Origin of the sequence: Halobacillus campisalis, assembly GCF_030345335.1 — a bacterium.
Lineage (GTDB): Bacteria > Bacillota > Bacilli > Bacillales > Halobacillaceae > Halobacillus_A > Halobacillus_A campisalis.
Map to the genome: position 1 here is coordinate 1 of NZ_JAPVRC010000013.1, position 15,874 is coordinate 15,874.

Annotated in this window: 14 protein-coding genes, 1 rRNA gene and 1 other annotated feature; all 15 genes read left to right on the top strand. The window is 43.4% G+C overall.

The genetic code is table 11. The annotated features are described in order from the left end of the window. Positions 1-9 precede the first annotated feature (9 nt). The 15 genes from rrf (at position 10) to rlmB (ending at position 15,871) form a co-directional block, all read left to right on the top strand. Positions 10-123 (top strand): 5S ribosomal RNA (gene rrf, locus O2Q26_RS17700). An 81-nt stretch (positions 124-204) separates the two neighbouring features. After that, positions 205-897, top strand: a complete 693-nt coding sequence (locus tag O2Q26_RS17705; RefSeq protein ID WP_289217146.1) for an MgtC/SapB family protein — start codon at positions 205-207, stop codon at positions 895-897. Positions 898-1,063: 166 nt separating this feature from the next. Then, positions 1,064-1,528 (top strand): CtsR family transcriptional regulator, encoded by a 465-nt coding sequence (locus O2Q26_RS17710; protein WP_289217147.1) that lies wholly within the window; start codon positions 1,064-1,066, stop codon positions 1,526-1,528. 21 nt (positions 1,529-1,549) lie between these two features. Then, complete coding sequence (gene mcsA, locus O2Q26_RS17715; protein ID WP_289217148.1) at positions 1,550-2,095, top strand: protein-arginine kinase activator protein McsA; 546 nt, start codon at positions 1,550-1,552, stop codon at positions 2,093-2,095. Beyond that, entirely contained in the window at positions 2,095-3,165 is a 1,071-nt protein-coding gene (mcsB, locus tag O2Q26_RS17720) for a protein-arginine kinase McsB (protein ID WP_289217149.1), read from the top strand. The genes mcsA and mcsB overlap by 1 nt, the downstream gene beginning before the upstream one ends. 20 nt (positions 3,166-3,185) lie before the next feature. Further along, on the top strand, positions 3,186-5,636 hold the full coding sequence (gene clpC, locus O2Q26_RS17725; protein WP_289217150.1) for an ATP-dependent protease ATP-binding subunit ClpC: 2,451 nt from the start codon (positions 3,186-3,188) through the stop codon (positions 5,634-5,636). A 173-nt stretch (positions 5,637-5,809) separates the two neighbouring features. Continuing rightward, positions 5,810-7,189: a DNA repair protein RadA gene (gene radA / locus O2Q26_RS17730; RefSeq protein WP_289217151.1), complete on the top strand. Its 1,380-nt coding sequence runs from the start codon at positions 5,810-5,812 to the stop codon at positions 7,187-7,189. Between the two features lie 3 nt (positions 7,190-7,192). Continuing rightward, positions 7,193-8,266, top strand: a complete 1,074-nt coding sequence (gene disA / locus O2Q26_RS17735; protein WP_253937208.1) for a DNA integrity scanning diadenylate cyclase DisA — start codon at positions 7,193-7,195, stop codon at positions 8,264-8,266. 141 nt (positions 8,267-8,407) lie between these two features. Beyond that, positions 8,408-9,511 carry a PIN/TRAM domain-containing protein gene (locus O2Q26_RS17740; protein ID WP_289217152.1) on the top strand — a complete coding sequence of 368 codons (1,104 nt, stop codon included), beginning with the start codon at positions 8,408-8,410 and terminating at the stop codon, positions 9,509-9,511. Positions 9,512-9,613: 102 nt separating this feature from the next. After that, the gene (locus O2Q26_RS17745; RefSeq protein WP_289217153.1) at positions 9,614-10,804 is read left to right on the top strand and encodes a bifunctional 2-C-methyl-D-erythritol 4-phosphate cytidylyltransferase/2-C-methyl-D-erythritol 2,4-cyclodiphosphate synthase; all 1,191 of its coding nucleotides are present in this window, start codon (positions 9,614-9,616) and stop codon (positions 10,802-10,804) included. 58 nt (positions 10,805-10,862) lie between these two features. Beyond that, a complete protein-coding gene (gene gltX, locus O2Q26_RS17750) occupies positions 10,863-12,332 on the top strand; it encodes a glutamate--tRNA ligase (RefSeq protein ID WP_289217154.1) in 1,470 nt (489 codons plus the stop codon). Positions 12,333-12,376: 44 nt separating this feature from the next. Beyond that, positions 12,377-12,590: a binding site (T-box leader), on the top strand. 75 nt (positions 12,591-12,665) lie between these two features. Then, on the top strand, positions 12,666-13,340 hold the full coding sequence (cysE, locus tag O2Q26_RS17755) for a serine O-acetyltransferase (protein WP_289217155.1): 675 nt from the start codon (positions 12,666-12,668) through the stop codon (positions 13,338-13,340). Continuing rightward, positions 13,321-14,724, top strand: coding sequence for a cysteine--tRNA ligase (gene cysS, locus O2Q26_RS17760; protein ID WP_289217156.1), 1,404 nt, complete (start codon positions 13,321-13,323; stop codon positions 14,722-14,724). The genes cysE and cysS overlap by 20 nt, the downstream gene beginning before the upstream one ends. After that, positions 14,724-15,131, top strand: a complete 408-nt coding sequence (locus O2Q26_RS17765) for a Mini-ribonuclease 3 (protein ID WP_289217157.1) — start codon at positions 14,724-14,726, stop codon at positions 15,129-15,131. Before cysS ends, O2Q26_RS17765 begins: the two co-directional genes overlap by 1 nt. Further along, positions 15,128-15,871: a 23S rRNA (guanosine(2251)-2'-O)-methyltransferase RlmB gene (rlmB, locus tag O2Q26_RS17770; protein ID WP_289217158.1), complete on the top strand. Its 744-nt coding sequence runs from the start codon at positions 15,128-15,130 to the stop codon at positions 15,869-15,871. The genes O2Q26_RS17765 and rlmB overlap by 4 nt, the downstream gene beginning before the upstream one ends. The last annotated feature ends 3 nt before the right edge of the window (positions 15,872-15,874 follow it).

Sequence of the window (15,874 nt, forward strand, 5' to 3'; positions counted from 1 at the left end):
AATCAACGATGTAGTGGCGACAGCGAAGAGGTCACACCTGTTCCCATGCCGAACACAGTAGTTAAGCTCTTCAGCGCCGATGGTAGTCGGGTTTACCCCCGTGAGAGTAGGACGCTGCTACGTCAATGTGAAAGTCGAAAGCATATGCTTTCGACTTTTTTAATATATTAATTTAGTGGCTTTTTCTGAGATAGGGGTGTGAATATGGACCAAGAATATGTATGGTTAGAAAACTTAGACATATTTTTAATTCGCTTAAGTTTAGCATTACTGCTGGCGGGAATGATTGGCTTTGAAAGAGAGCTGAAAAATCATGCCGCTGGTTTTCGTACACATATTCTAGTTGGGGTCAGCTCCTGTTTAATGATGCTTTTATCAATTTATGGATTTGAAAACTTCATAGAAGAATATGATAATATTCGCTTTGATCCATCTCGTATCCCCTCCTACGTAATTAGCGGAATAGGCTTCTTAGGGGCCGGGACGATCATTGTTAATGGTATGACGGTCAGAGGTTTAACTACAGCTGCTTCCATCTGGACTGTTGCAGGTTTAGGACTGGTGATCGGCGCTGGGATGTATGGAGTCGGGATTTTAGCGACTTTTCTCGTCTTATTGAGCTTGATCTTTTTAAATAAGATCGAGAGGAAATTCATGAGGCATTATTATAAGAATTCTTACAGCATTATGGTTAACGAAGCATATCAAATGAATGAAATATTTGAAATATTTGATAGGAGAAATGTTGCGGTAGAAAGAGTGGAAATAGAAAATGCGGGTAATCTGACAAAAAGTATTTTTATTCAAGTGAACCGTAATAACCATTTGACAGAAATAGATATAATAGATGAAATTTCTAAATTGGATTATGTAGAGCGCATCAGCCATAAAGAATAAAGAAAAACTATACGTTTTATTTCGTATAGTTTTTTTGTTTTAATCTTGGATTATTTAGGGAATGATTATTCATGTAGCTTGAAACAAATATGTTGCGAACACGTATAAAATCAGTATAATAAAGTTAAGGTCAAAGATAGTCAAAGTCAAAAGAGGAGGAGGGAAAATGAGGAATATCTCCGATGTAATCGAAGAATACCTTAAGAATATTCTTGATGAAAATAATAAGCACATCGCCGAAATTAAACGAAGTGAAATTGCGGATCAATTTCAGTGTGTCCCCTCTCAAATCAATTACGTGATTAAAACAAGGTTCACCGTGGAAAAGGGATATATAGTCGAAAGTAAACGCGGTGGCGGGGGATATATTCGTATACGCCGCGTCCAGCATCGTTCAGTATCTCAAATGATTGATGAGATTGTCAGTTTAATTCAGCCGAGAGTTTCTCAGCCTGTAGCGCTAGACGTCATTGATAGGTTACTTGAGGATGATAGTATTACAGAACGGGAAGCGCGGATGATGGCCAGTGTTATGGAACGTGAGGTTCTCGCTTTCCCTCTTCCGCTTAGAGACGAGGTTCGCTCCAGAATCCTTACGGCTATGTTGCTCACCCTTAAGTATAAAAATTAGCTGAGGAGGGAGACGGATACTATGGATTGCCAAAGATGCCATAAACGTCCTGCCACTGTTCACTTGACCCAAGTCATTAATGGTGAAAAGACAGAAGTGCATGTATGCGCGTATTGCGCAAAGGAACAAGGTTATATGTCTGACAACCAGGATTTTACTTTAAATGATTTGCTATCGGGTCTTTTCAATTATGATAAGAGCTCTTCTTATAAAGGAAAGCAATCCAAATCCTATCAATCCAACAAGCAGTTGAAATGCCCTGGCTGCGGATTAACCTATCAGGAATTTGCCCAGATAGGAAAATTCGGATGTGCGGATTGTTATAAAACGTTTGATGAGCGCTTGAATCCGATTTTCCGTCGTGTTCACAGTGGAAACATAAAACACGATGGAAAAATCCCGAAACGGGAAGGTGGAAACTTACACCTGAAAAAGCAAATGAATGAATATAAAACACAGCTTCAGCACCTTATAGAACAAGAGGAGTTTGAAGAAGCTGCTAAAATAAGAGATCAAATACGTTCTCTGGATGAACAGATTCACCACGGACAGGGCGGTGAGGAATAATGTCTTTACAACAATTCATTAACGAAGCCATAAGTCCCTGGATGAAAGAAGAAGGACCAGACAGTGATATCGTGATGAGCAGCCGGATCAGACTTGCTCGCAACTTTCAAAATTATCCTTTTCCCATAATTTCTTCTGAAGAACGCATGGAAGAGATTTTGCAGTTCTTCAAAGAAGAATATGCCGGGAAATCATTCAGGGATTATCATCATTTTGAAGTTGTTGAAATGGATAAGCTGCAGTCCGTTGAGAAAAGGGTACTGGTCGAGAAGCACTTGATCAGTCCTCATTTAACTGAACACTCAAAACATTCTGCGTCTTTAATATCGCAAAATGAGCAAGTATCCATTATGATTAATGAAGAAGACCATATTCGAATACAGCTTTACTTTCCGGGTTTTCAATTAGATCGTGCTTTAGAACAAGCTTCCCAGTTAGATGACTGGCTTGAAGAAAAAGTGGATTATGCTTTTGATGAAAATCGCGGATATTTAACGGCTTGTCCTACAAATGTCGGGACAGGGATGAGAGCATCGGTCATGATGCATCTGCCTGCATTAGCCATGACACAGCAGATCACGCGCATGACTCCTGCGATCAACCAGCTTGGCCTAGTGGTGAGAGGGATTTTCGGTGAGGGAAGCGATGCACTTGGAAACATTTTTCAAATATCCAATCAAATCACCTTAGGGAAGTCAGAAGAAGACATTGTCGAGGATTTGCACAGTATTGTAAAACAGTTGATCGACCAGGAACGTAAAGCCCGTCAAGCGTTAATGCATCGTTCAGGAGTCCAGCTGGAGGACAGAGTTTTTCGTTCCTATGGTGTTTTGAAGCACAGTCGTATCATAGAGTCTAAAGAGGCGGCAAAATGTTTATCAGATCTTCGCCTTGGAATCGACTTAGGTTTTATCGACCATATCCCTAAAACGATTCTAAATGAGCTCATGGTTTTAACACAGCCTGGTTTTCTGCAGCAATATGCGAAAGAATCTTTATCACCCTCTGAACGCGATGTTCGCAGGGCTTCATTAATTAGGGAAAGACTTCAATTAGAAAATAAAGAATAATTCGTAAGGAGGTCGTGTCCATGATGTTTGGACGATTTACAGAAAGAGCACAGAAGGTTCTAGCTTTAGCTCAAGAAGAAGCTGTACGCCTTGGTCATAATAACATTGGTACAGAACATATTTTATTAGGTCTTGTAAGTGAGGGAGAAGGTATTGCTGCTAAAGCTTTGACTGCTTTAGGCCTTGAATCAAGTAAAATTCAGCAGGAAGTCGAAAACTTAATCGGCAAAGGGGAGAAAGTCTCCCAGACGATTCATTATACACCTCGTGCTAAAAAAGTAATCGAGCTGTCAATGGATGAAGCTCGTAAATTAGGTCATTCTTATGTAGGTACTGAGCATATTCTTCTAGGTTTGATCCGTGAAGGCGAAGGAGTAGCTGCGCGTGTCCTGAATAACCTTGGTGTTAGCCTGAATAAAGCTCGTCAGCAAGTTCTGCAGCTTCTTGGAAACAATGAATCAACAGGCGGACAGAATCGCCGCGGCGGAAGTGGTGCCCAGGCAGCTAATGCCAGCACACCTACTTTAGATTCTTTAGCCAGAGACCTGACCGCTATAGCAAAAGAAGGCAATATCGATCCAGTAATTGGCCGAAGCAAAGAAATTCAGCGTGTGATCCAAGTGTTGAGCCGTCGTACGAAAAATAATCCAGTCCTCGTAGGGGAACCTGGTGTTGGTAAGACAGCTATTGCAGAAGGTTTAGCACAACAGATCATGAACAATGAAGTTCCGGAAATCCTGCGTGATAAGCGCGTCATGACCCTTGATATGGGTACAGTCGTTGCGGGTACTAAATACCGCGGTGAATTTGAAGATCGCTTGAAAAAAGTGATGGAAGAGATTCGTCAGGCCAACAACATTATCCTGTTCATCGATGAGCTGCACACACTGATTGGTGCAGGGGGTGCTGAAGGTGCAATTGATGCGTCGAACATTCTAAAACCTTCTCTTGCACGTGGAGAACTGCAGTGTATCGGTGCTACTACGCTTGATGAATACAAGAAATATATTGAAAAAGATGCTGCATTAGAGCGTCGTTTCCAGCCTATCCAGGTGGATGAACCGACCCTTGATGAATCGATCCAAATTTTAAAAGGGCTTCGTGACCGCTACGAAGCGCACCACAGAGTGACGATTACCGATGAATCAATAGATTCGGCCGTCCGCTTCTCTGACCGCTATATTTCAGATCGGTTCTTGCCGGATAAAGCGATCGATTTAATCGATGAAGCTGCTTCTAAGGTTCGTTTGCGTTCTTATACAGCTCCGCCAAACTTAAAAGAACTTGAACAAAAACTTGAAGAAGTTAGAAAAGAAAAGGACGCTGCTGTACAGAGCCAGGAATTCGAAAAGGCTGCATCTTTAAGAGATAGTGAACAGCGTTTGCGCGACGAGCTTGACGAGACGAAAGATCAGTGGAAAGAAAAGCAGGGGCAGGAGGATTCAGAGGTAACCGTTGAAGATATCGCCTCTATCGTGTCCACGTGGACGGGAGTTCCAGTTTCTAAAATGACGAAGGATGAAAGTGAACGTCTTCTGCATCTGGAAGATACGCTTCATAATCGAATCATAGGTCAAGAGGAAGCTGTTAAAGCGATATCTAAAGCGATCCGACGTGCTCGTGCCGGACTTAAAGATCCTAAGCGTCCTATCGGCTCATTCATTTTCCTTGGTCCTACAGGTGTCGGTAAGACAGAACTGGCTCGTGCACTAGCTGAAAGCATGTTCGGAGAAGAAGATGCCATGATCAGAATCGATATGTCTGAGTATATGGAAAAACACAGTACGTCCCGTCTAGTCGGATCTCCTCCTGGATATGTAGGATATGAGGAAGGCGGTCAGCTGACGGAGAAAGTACGGAACAAGCCATACTCTGTCATTCTATTGGATGAAATCGAGAAAGCTCACCCAGAAGTCTTCAACATTCTTTTGCAAGTGCTTGAAGATGGGCGCTTGACGGATTCTAAAGGCCGAGTTGTAGACTTCCGTAATACCGTATTGATCATGACGTCCAACGTTGGAGCTCAAGAACTGAAATCTAATAAATATCTTGGGTTCTCTATGGGAGAAGCTGATCAGGACTATAAAGATATGAAATCCAAAGTGACAGACGAATTGAAAAAAGCGTTCCGTCCTGAGTTCTTGAACCGTATTGATGAAACGATTGTGTTCCACTCTCTTGAGAGAAAACACATGAAGCATATCGTGACACTAATGTCAGAACAGCTTAGAAAACGTCTGCTTGATCAAGAGATAGACTTCACGCTGACTGAAAAAGCAATTGAGCATATTGCTGAAGAAGGCTTTGATCCTGAATACGGGGCTCGTCCACTACGCCGCTCCATTCAGAAGAACGTGGAAGATCTATTATCTGAAGAATTGCTGAAGGAAAATATCCAAAAAGGTCAAAAAGTTAAAATTGACCTGAATGATGATAAAGAATTTACAGTTCACACTCAGCAAGAAGCATAAATAAAGGGAAATATGAATAAAGTATGAAAATGTAGAATCGGAAGGTGTTTGCCTTCCGATTTTTTTCCGTTTCAGATATGATTTTAGTAAGAATAAATTAATCTAATTGACACTCTTGTGAAACTTTTTCACAAACAAAAGCGTATATAATAAGAGTAGAGGGAGAGGTTACCTTGGCAAAAAGAAAAATAAAGTTTGTTTGTCAGGAATGCGGGTATGAATCTCCTAAGTGGATGGGGAAGTGTCCAGGGTGTCATCAGTGGAATACACTTGTTGAAGAAGCTGCTATGACAGGCGGCGGAAACTCTCGACACATATTTCAAACGAATTCCCAGACATCTGCGAAGCCGGAGAAAATCACCGCAATAAAATCTGAAAAAGAACCAAGAATGACTACAGACATGCCGGAGTTGAACCGAGTTCTTGGAGGCGGTATAGTGCCTGGGTCTCTGGTTTTAATAGGGGGAGATCCGGGTATCGGGAAGTCAACCTTGCTCTTGCAAGTATCTGCCCAAATTGCGGACAAAGAATTACCGGTTTTATATATATCAGGTGAAGAATCTTCTAGACAGACGAAGCTTCGCGCTGAAAGGTTAGATATTAGATCCGACGAGCTATACGTGCTGTCTGAAACCAATTTACAGGATGTGATCACTCAAATCGAACAAATAGATCCCAAGTTCGTCGTGATCGACTCGATCCAAACGATTTTTAAAGAAGATATTACTTCAGCTCCCGGAAGTGTTTCACAGGTTCGGGAATGTACGAGCCAGCTGATGAGGATTGCTAAAAGTAAAGGCATTCCTATTTTTATAGTGGGCCACGTTACAAAAGAGGGTTCGATTGCAGGACCTCGGCTATTGGAACATATGGTGGATTCCGTTCTATATTTTGAGGGAGAGCGTCATCATACGTTTCGAATATTGAGAAGTGTGAAAAACAGATTCGGAAGCACTCATGAAATGGGTATCTTTGAAATGAAAGAGAAGGGTCTGGAAGAGGTGCTGAACCCTTCAGAGATCTTTTTGGAGGAACGGTCCCAGGGAGCTGCTGGATCGATTGTAGTCGCTTCTATGGAAGGCACAAGGCCTGTTCTAGTTGAGATTCAGGCACTTATATCTCCTACCTCTTTTGGAAACCCTAGACGTATGGCTACGGGTTTGGATACTAGCCGTGTTCCTCTTCTGATGGCCGTCCTCGAAAAGCGGGCTGGCTTACTCTTGCAGAATCAGGATGCCTATATTAAAGTGGCCGGCGGAGTGAAACTAGATGAACCTGCCATCGACTTAGCGGTCGCTTTGAGTATTGCCTCCAGTTTTAGGGAACAAGTATCAAACGGTGATGATGTCGTAGTAGGGGAAGTCGGCTTAACAGGCGAAGTCAGGCGGGTGGCTCGAATTGAGCAGCGTGTCCAGGAAGCTGCCAAGCTTGGTTTTAAGCGAGTCATTATCCCTAAGAAGAATTTAGAAGGCTGGACGCCGCCATCCTCTATTGAAGTGGTGGGTGTCAGTACAGTGCAGGAAGCTATGCAAGTAACATTGGGGGATCGATAGATAATGGAAGGTCATGAACGTAATGAAAACCGCATCGGAGATATGCTTCAATTCGTGGCTCCAGGTACTCCCCTTCGTGATGGCATCGATAACGTGCTGCGTGCGAAGACGGGTGGATTGATTGTCATCGGGTATGGGAAGGAAGTTCAGCAATTAGTGGATGGAGGTTTCCATATACAGTCTGAATTCACTCCAGCCCATTTATATGAACTGGCGAAAATGGATGGAGCTTTGATTCTTAACGATGAAGGTACAGAAATTTTATATGCTAATGCACAATTAATGCCGGACCCCGATATCATCTCGACTGAAACGGGGATGCGCCACCGAACAGCAGAACGAGTAGCCAAACAGACAGGTCACTTAGTTATTGCGATTTCACAAAGGCGAAACGTCATCACTTTATATAAAGGCCCGGTCCGTTATTCACTTCAAGATATCGGGGTCATTTTGACGAAAGCGAATCAAGCCATTCAAACGCTTGAAAAATATAAGCTCGTGCATGACCAAAGTATTACGAATCTTGGGGCGATGGAATTTGAGAATATGGTTTCATTTTCCGAAGTCATCCAAGTTATTCACCGTATCGAAATGGTATTGCGGATCAAAAGGGAAATTTTGAATTACGTAAATGAATTAGGAACAGAAGGCCGTTTGATTCAATTACAGCTCACCGAACTGGTGTCGAATATTGAAGAAGAAGCCTCCCTTCTTTTAAAAGACTACAGTAAGAAGCCGGATTACGAGCCTTACTATATTCTACGAAAAATGCAAGAGGAATCAGGGACAGAGCTCCTCGCGGATGAACAAGTGCTTAAGCTGCTCGGGTACGCATCAGGAACGAAACTTTCCGATATGATTTATCCAAGAGGCTACCGGATTATGCACCGCATCCCGCGCCTCCCTTCACTGATCATTGAACATTTGGTTGAAAGGTTCGGTACTTTGAACGATGTCGTACAGGCCTCTGTTAAAGAACTGGTAGAAGTGGACGGTGTCGGGGAAGTAAGAGCTAAGAAAATATGTGACGGTTTGGAACGAATTCAGGAACAGCTGTTTGTGGATCGACATTTATAGACGTTTCGTGTAGATAAAATAGGCACTTTTGCAAATTGAAAAATATTGGAATTTGTGCTAATTTTATAAACAATCATTTACACCGTTTTACGGTTAGCAGCTATTGAGGTTGGTCATAATGACACTAAGGAGGTGAAGCGAGTGCTTAAACGAATTGTTCAGTTATTTATTGTCATAACCGGCGGTACTGTAGGTTATCTTTATATCCCGGAATTATTTTCAATGATGGACGTGACCTGGCAGAGTTGGATTCAATCTGTAGCAGGAGCTATTATCGGAGCACTTATATTATTTTTATTGACATTTTGGGTTGTGGATTATATTGTCAACTTCCTGAGGTGGGTCGAGGACGCACTTGTACGAGCACCTGTTGCCGATTTGTTATTTGGGAGCCTTGGTTTAATCGTTGGTCTGATCATCGCTTATTTAGTAAATAACCTGCTGCAGGATATTGAAATAAAAGTGGTCAGTCAAATTTTACCGATATTCATTACTTTCCTGCTCGGTTATTTCGGTTTTCAAGTTGGTTTTAAGCGTAAGGATGAATTTTTGAATTTGTTGACGATTGCGAAACGAGACAAGAAGGCTATTGATGGTGAAGATGATCAGGGAGCGATGGTTGATGCTTCTTTAGTTCCAAAAGAAAAAATTCTTGATACGAGTGTTATTATTGATGGTCGTATCGCTGATATTTGTGAAACTCATTTTCTGGAAGGTACGATTGTCATTCCCCAGTTTGTGCTGGAGGAACTTCAGCATATTGCGGATTCCTCGGATGGATTGAAGCGTAATCGGGGACGACGTGGCCTTGATATTCTGAACCGTCTGCAAAAAGATCTGCCGGTGAAAGTAGAAATTTATGATGGCGATTTTGAAGAAGTTCAGGAAGTAGACAGCAAGCTTGTTAAACTGGCTAAATTGATGAATGGAATTGTTGTAACGAATGATTTCAACTTGAATAAAGTCTGCGAATTCCAAAATGTACAAGTGTTGAATATTAATGACCTGGCGAATGCTGTGAAACCTGTTGTGCTGCCAGGAGAAGAAATGTCCATCCAAGTCATTAAAGACGGGAAGGAACAGAGACAGGGCATAGGATATTTGGATGACGGTACGATGATCGTTGTAGAAGAAGGTAAAGATTATATTGGCAAAACGATCGAAGTCATTGTCACAAGTGTGCTTCAGACTTCAGCCGGACGAATGATTTTCGCGAGGCCGAAATCACTTGAAAAAGCATTGTAAAAACGGTATAACAAATAGAGATTAACAAAAGTGATAACGGTATGTTATCGCTTTTGTTGTTTCACTCTTCATCACTAAGTTTGATGATTTAGGATGGTTCTGATGATAAATTACACAGCAATAATATTAGCTGCAGGCCAGGGGAAAAGAATGCTGGCTGGTCAAAACAAACAGTTTCTCATGATTCATGATGTACCTTTGATCATACATACACTGACGGTTTTTGTTCAGGATACTTGGTGTAATGAGATTGTGCTCGTGACCAATGAACAAGAACATACGCAAATGAAGAATCTGCTCAAAGAGCATTCACTCATTCAAAAGGTCCAACTCGTTAATGGTGGGATAGAGCGTCAGGATAGCGTTTATGAAGGACTTCAAGCCATAAAGCTTAAACACCAGCCTGTGTTCATCCACGATGGCGCACGGCCGTTTGTGAAAACGGAACACCTTCATGAGCTTGCGGATCTCGTCGATAAGAAAAGAGCTGGTTTGCTCGCCGTACCGGTAACGGACACCATTAAACAAAAGGATAACGGACGATTGAATACGCTGGACCGGCACACGTTGTGGGCGGCTCAGACTCCACAGGGCTTCGCCTATGATCTGATTAAAGAAGCCCATAACTCGGCGAAAGACTCCGGGTATTATGGAACGGATGATGCTTCACTTGTGGAACGTTTACATTATAAAGTCGAGATCGTTGAAGGAAGCTACGATAATATAAAATTAACTACACCTGAAGATTTGGCAAAAGCCGAATCCTACGTCAAACAAGGTGAAACGAGAAAGGATGCGAATAAATCCATGATGAGGATCGGACAGGGGTTTGACGTTCATCAATTTGCAGACAATCGCCCATGTATCGTCGGAGGCATCACTATTCCGCATGACCAAGGACTTCTTGGCCACTCGGATGCGGACGTGTTACTGCATACGATAGCGGACGCTTGTTTAGGTGCTATCGGTGAGGGTGATATCGGCCGGCACTTCCCGGATACAGATGATTCTTTTAAAGATGCCGATTCCGGCGAGCTTTTGAAAAAAGTATGGGAATTTGTAACCGAGCAAGGATATGAACTCGGAAACCTGGATTGTACGGTCATCGCCCAGGCTCCTAAAATGGCTCCATACATTGAAGAAATCCGTCAGAACATCGCCTCATTGTTAGAAAGCGAACCTGAAAGAATCAATGTGAAAGCGACCACTACTGAAAAGCTGGGCTTTACCGGACGTAAGGAAGGAATGGCCTCTCAGGCTGTAGTGCTTCTGCAAAAGAATCCACAAGCTTAGGAAATTAATGATAGAATGAAAAAAGATGAAGAACGGAAAATGGAAGGGGTATAAAATTATGAGTAACGAAGTACGTGTGCGCTATGCGCCGAGCCCAACGGGGAACCTTCATATAGGGAATGCTCGTACAGCTTTATTTAACTATTTATTCGCAAGGAACGCTGGAGGGAAATTCATCATCCGTGTAGAGGACACTGACGCAAAGCGTAATGTTGCTGGCGGAGAAGAGAGTCAATTGAATTATTTGAAATGGCTTGGCATCGACTGGGATGAAGGGGCAGATATCGGTGGCGATTACGGACCATATCGCCAGATGGAACGTCTGGACCTGTATAAGAAATATGTAGACGAGCTGCTTGAACGCGGCTTGGCTTATAAATGCTATGTTACGGAAGAAGAGCTGGAAGCGGAACGGGAAGCACAAATCGCTCGTGGTGAAGCGCCTAAGTATTCAGGAGCCCATCGTGACCTGACTGCCGAGCAGATCAAACAGTTTGAAGAAGAAGGGCGTCAGCCAAGTATACGGATTCGTGTGCCGGAGAACTATACGTATGTATTTAACGATATTGTACGTGATAAAATCTCGTTTGAATCCAGTGATTTCGGTGACTGGGTCATCGTGAAGAAAAACGGAACGCCGACTTATAATTTTGCCGTAGCTGTAGATGATCATCTGATGGAAATCAGCCACGTACTGCGTGGTGAGGAGCATATTTCCAATACTCCAAAACAAATGATGGTGTATGAAGCGTTTGGATGGGAGCCGCCAAAGTTCGGTCATATGACATTGATTCTAAATGAAAACCGTAAAAAGCTCAGCAAGAGAGATGAGCATATCCTCCAGTTTATTGAACAATATAAGAACTTAGGATATTTACCTGAAGCTCTATTTAATTTTATTACGCTATTAGGATGGTCACCAGTAGGAGAGGAAGAGATCTTCACTCAAGACAAATTAGTGGATATCTTTGACGCAGAGCGTCTTTCCACGTCCCCGGCCATCTTTGATGCCGCCAAACTTAAATGGATGAACAATCAGTATATAAAAGCTTCGAGCTTAGAGCGTGTCGTTGATTTAGCCCTTCCTCATTTAATCGAAGCGGGCCGTGTCCCTGGGGAGATGAAGGAGGAAACGCGTGAATGGACGCATGAATTGATCTCCCTCTACCACGAACAGCTTAGCTACGGAGCAGAAATCGTGGAACTTACCGATCTCTTTTTCAGAAAAGAAATCCAGTACGACGAGGCTGCTCTGGAAGTTCTTCGCGGCGAGCAAGTCCCTGAAGTGCTGGAAGTATTCAAAACTAAGCTTGCTGAACTTGAGGAATGGACGCCTGAAAATATTAAAGCTCAGGTCAAAGCTGTGCAAAAAGAAACCGGCCACAAAGGGAAGAAGCTGTTCATGCCGATCCGAGTGGCAACGACAGGACAGACCCACGGGCCGGAACTTCCGAATGCGATTCGTCTATTAGGATTAGAAACTGTGACCATTCGTCTCAATGATGCCTTGAACCAAATCCAAGGCTAATGTGTTCACAAATTTCAGTTTTTATCATATAGTTAAGATACCAATATGAAACGTTGAAGAGGAGAAGTAAGAATTCTTTCCCTTACTTAGAGATAATCACCTGGGCTGAAAGTGATTTTAAGGGGCGATTCTGAAATGCACCTCTGAGTCCCTTGTCGAATTCAGTAGACTAGGGCGGCTCCTGCCGTTATCCAGGTCAAGATAGGAATGAAAGTAGTTCCTAAACAGAGTGGAACCGCGCTTAAACGCGCCTCTGTGCGATCAAGCACAGAGGCGCGTTTTTTTTCTATTTAGAAGGCATGGTTCTTATGACTACTCAAAGGAGGTAGACAAATGGGGCTTTTCAAGTTGTTTAAAGAAGATGTAGATGTCGTTTTTGACCAAGACCCGGCTGCGCGTTCCTATATTGAAGTCATTTTGACGTATTCGGGACTTCATGCCACTTGGGCACATCGGGTAGCTCATGCCATCTATAAAAGGAAATTTTTCTTTTTAGCACGACTAATATCACAAATCAGCCGCTTCTTTACAGGAATTGAAATCCATCCGGGAGCTAAAATCGGCCGGAGATTTTTCATAGATCATGGTATGGGAGTTGTCATTGGTGAAACTTGTGAAATCGGTGATAATGTAACGTTGTTTCAGGGGGTTACTCTTGGAGGCACAGGCAAAGAGAAAGGCAAACGTCACCCAACGTTAAAGGACAATTCCTTAGTCGCAACGGGAGCTAAAGTATTAGGTTCGATTACAATAGGGGCAAATTCCAAGATTGGTGCCGGTTCTGTCGTACTTAAGGATGTTCCGGATAATTCCACAGTCGTTGGGATCCCTGGTCATGTAGTCGTTCAGGATGGCAAGAAAATCCGCCAGAAGGACTTAGATCATCATAAACTTCCAGATCCCGTTTACGATCGGTTGAATGAAATGCAGGAAGAGATAAAGAATCTGTGTCTGCAGTTGGAAAAAGAGGAAAAAGGAGCGAAAGAGCATGAGCATAAAAGTTTATAATACACTCACACGAGCCAAAGAAACGTTTATCCCGTTAGAAGAAGGAAAAGTCAAGATGTACGTGTGCGGTCCTACCGTCTACAACTATATACACATCGGTAATGCCCGTCCTGCAATCGTATTTGATACGGTCAGAAGGTATTTTGAGTATCGAGGGTATGATGTACAGTACGTATTAAATTTTACAGATGTCGATGATAAGCTCATTAAAGCCGCTAACGAAATGGGGGAAGAGGTCCCGGATATCGCGAATCGCTTTATTGATGCTTATAAGGAAGATGTCGGGGCACTGGGAGTGAAGGAAGCCGTCCACCACCCGCGTGTCACTGAAAATATGAATGAAATCATTGAATTTATCCAGGGGCTGATCGACAAGGGATACGCTTATGAGTCGGAGGGGGATGTGTATTTCCGCACACGGTCCTTTGATCAGTATGGCAAGCTCTCCCACCAGTCGATAGATGAGCTGAGGTCAGGAGCTCGTATTGAAGTAGGCGAGAAAAAAGAAGACCCTTTGGATTTCACCTTATGGAAAGATGCGAAGCCTGAAGAGATCTCCTGGGAAAGTCCGTGGGGGAGCGGCCGTCCTGGCTGGCATATCGAATGCTCGGCGATGGCGAAGAAGTATCTCGGGGATACGATTGATATCCATGCGGGCGGTCAGGATTTGACCTTCCCTCACCACGAAAATGAAATTGCTCAATCCGAAGCGAATAATGGTTCTTCGTTTGCTCGTTATTGGCTTCATAATGGGTATATTAATATTGAGAACGAAAAAATGTCAAAATCACTCGGGAACTTTGTGCTGGCTCATGACCTCGTCAAAAAGCACGATCCGCAGGTCATCAGGTTCTTTATGCTCAGTGTCCATTATCGTCACCCAATCAATTTCAGTGATGAGCTTTTGGGAGGAGCCAAGAACAGCTTCGATCGTATCCGTAACGCATATGAAAACTTGAAGCACCGAGAAGCTTCTAGTCTGGATTTAACGGAAGACAACGATAAATGGCTCGAGGATATCGAAAAATACAAGCAGCAATTCATTGCTGAAATGGATGATGATTTCAATACTGCGAACGCGATATCTGTTTTATTTGATGTAACGAAGGCAGCTAACCTGTATCTCAAATCTGATCAAACCCATACCGAGGTGATTGAACGTTTCATCCAAACGATTGAAGAACTGACAGGAGTACTGGGGCTTGTCATAAAACAGGACGATGAATTGCTTGATGAAGAAATCGATGCGCTTATCGAAGAAAGAAAGCAGGCGCGTAAAGATAGGAACTTCGCACGAGCAGATGAGATTCGTGATGAATTGAAATCCCGTGATATCGTATTAGAAGATACAGCTCAAGGTACTCGCTGGAAACGAGGGTCCTGATGGAATTCACTAACGTTAAACAAATGAAAAGCCTCGCGCTCGCTTATATGGGGGACGGGGTTTATGAACTATATGTGCGCCGCCACCTATTAGCAAAAGGAGAAATCAAACCAGAGCAGCTGCATAGAGCAGCCGTCCAGTTTGTTTCCGCAAAATCACAGGCCAAAGTCGTACAAGCATGGAACGACCAGGGCATGCTGACCGAAGAAGAAGAAGGTGTCTTACGGCGAGGGCGTAACGCAAAATCAGGAACCATTCCTAAAAACACCGATGTACAGACTTATCGGTACTCGACAGCTTTTGAAGCGGTTCTTGGATTTCATTATTTATCCGGAAACGAGGAACGCTTGCAAGAGCTGATCGATTCCGCTATACAAATTGTCGAGGAAAGGAGAAGCAAATCATGAGTGATGAATGGATTATCGGTAAAAACCCAGTCCTCGAGGCGATGAGGTCAGGCCGCTCCATTAATAAAGTGTTTGTATCCGATCAGCTGCAGCCGCAAGCGTTACGGAAAATAGAACAAACGGCGAAAGAGAATGGGGTGCTTGTCCAGAAAGCCCCGAAGAAAAAGATTGATCAACTATCTGATGGCAACCATCAGGGAGTGATTGCCGCGGTAGCCGCTTATGAATACAGTGACATCGATGACCTTTTTGCACGAGCCGAGTCTAAAGGGGAAGAGCCGTTTTTTATTATTCTAGATGAAATCGAAGACCCTCATAACTTAGGTTCCATTTTGCGAACGGCTGACGCTAGCGGGGCTCATGGGGTGATTATTCCGAAGCGGCGCTCGGTAGGCTTGACTTCGACCGTCGCTAAGACATCCACAGGAGCGATTGAATATATTCCTGTAGCCAGAGTCACGAACCTGTCACGGACGATCGATGATCTGAAGGAGCGGTTTGTGTGGGTCGTCGGCACAGATGCAGAAGGCACCGAGGATTATCGTCAGCTTGATGGAAAAATGGCGATAGCCTTAGTGATTGGAAGCGAAGGTAAAGGAATGAGCCGTCTGACAAAAGATAAATGCGATTGGACTGTGAGTTTGCCGATGGCTGGACAAGTCACTTCGCTGAATGCATCAGTGGCTGCTTCATTACTGATGTATGAAGTCTACAGGAAGCGTCACCCTCTAGGGGATTAAGAG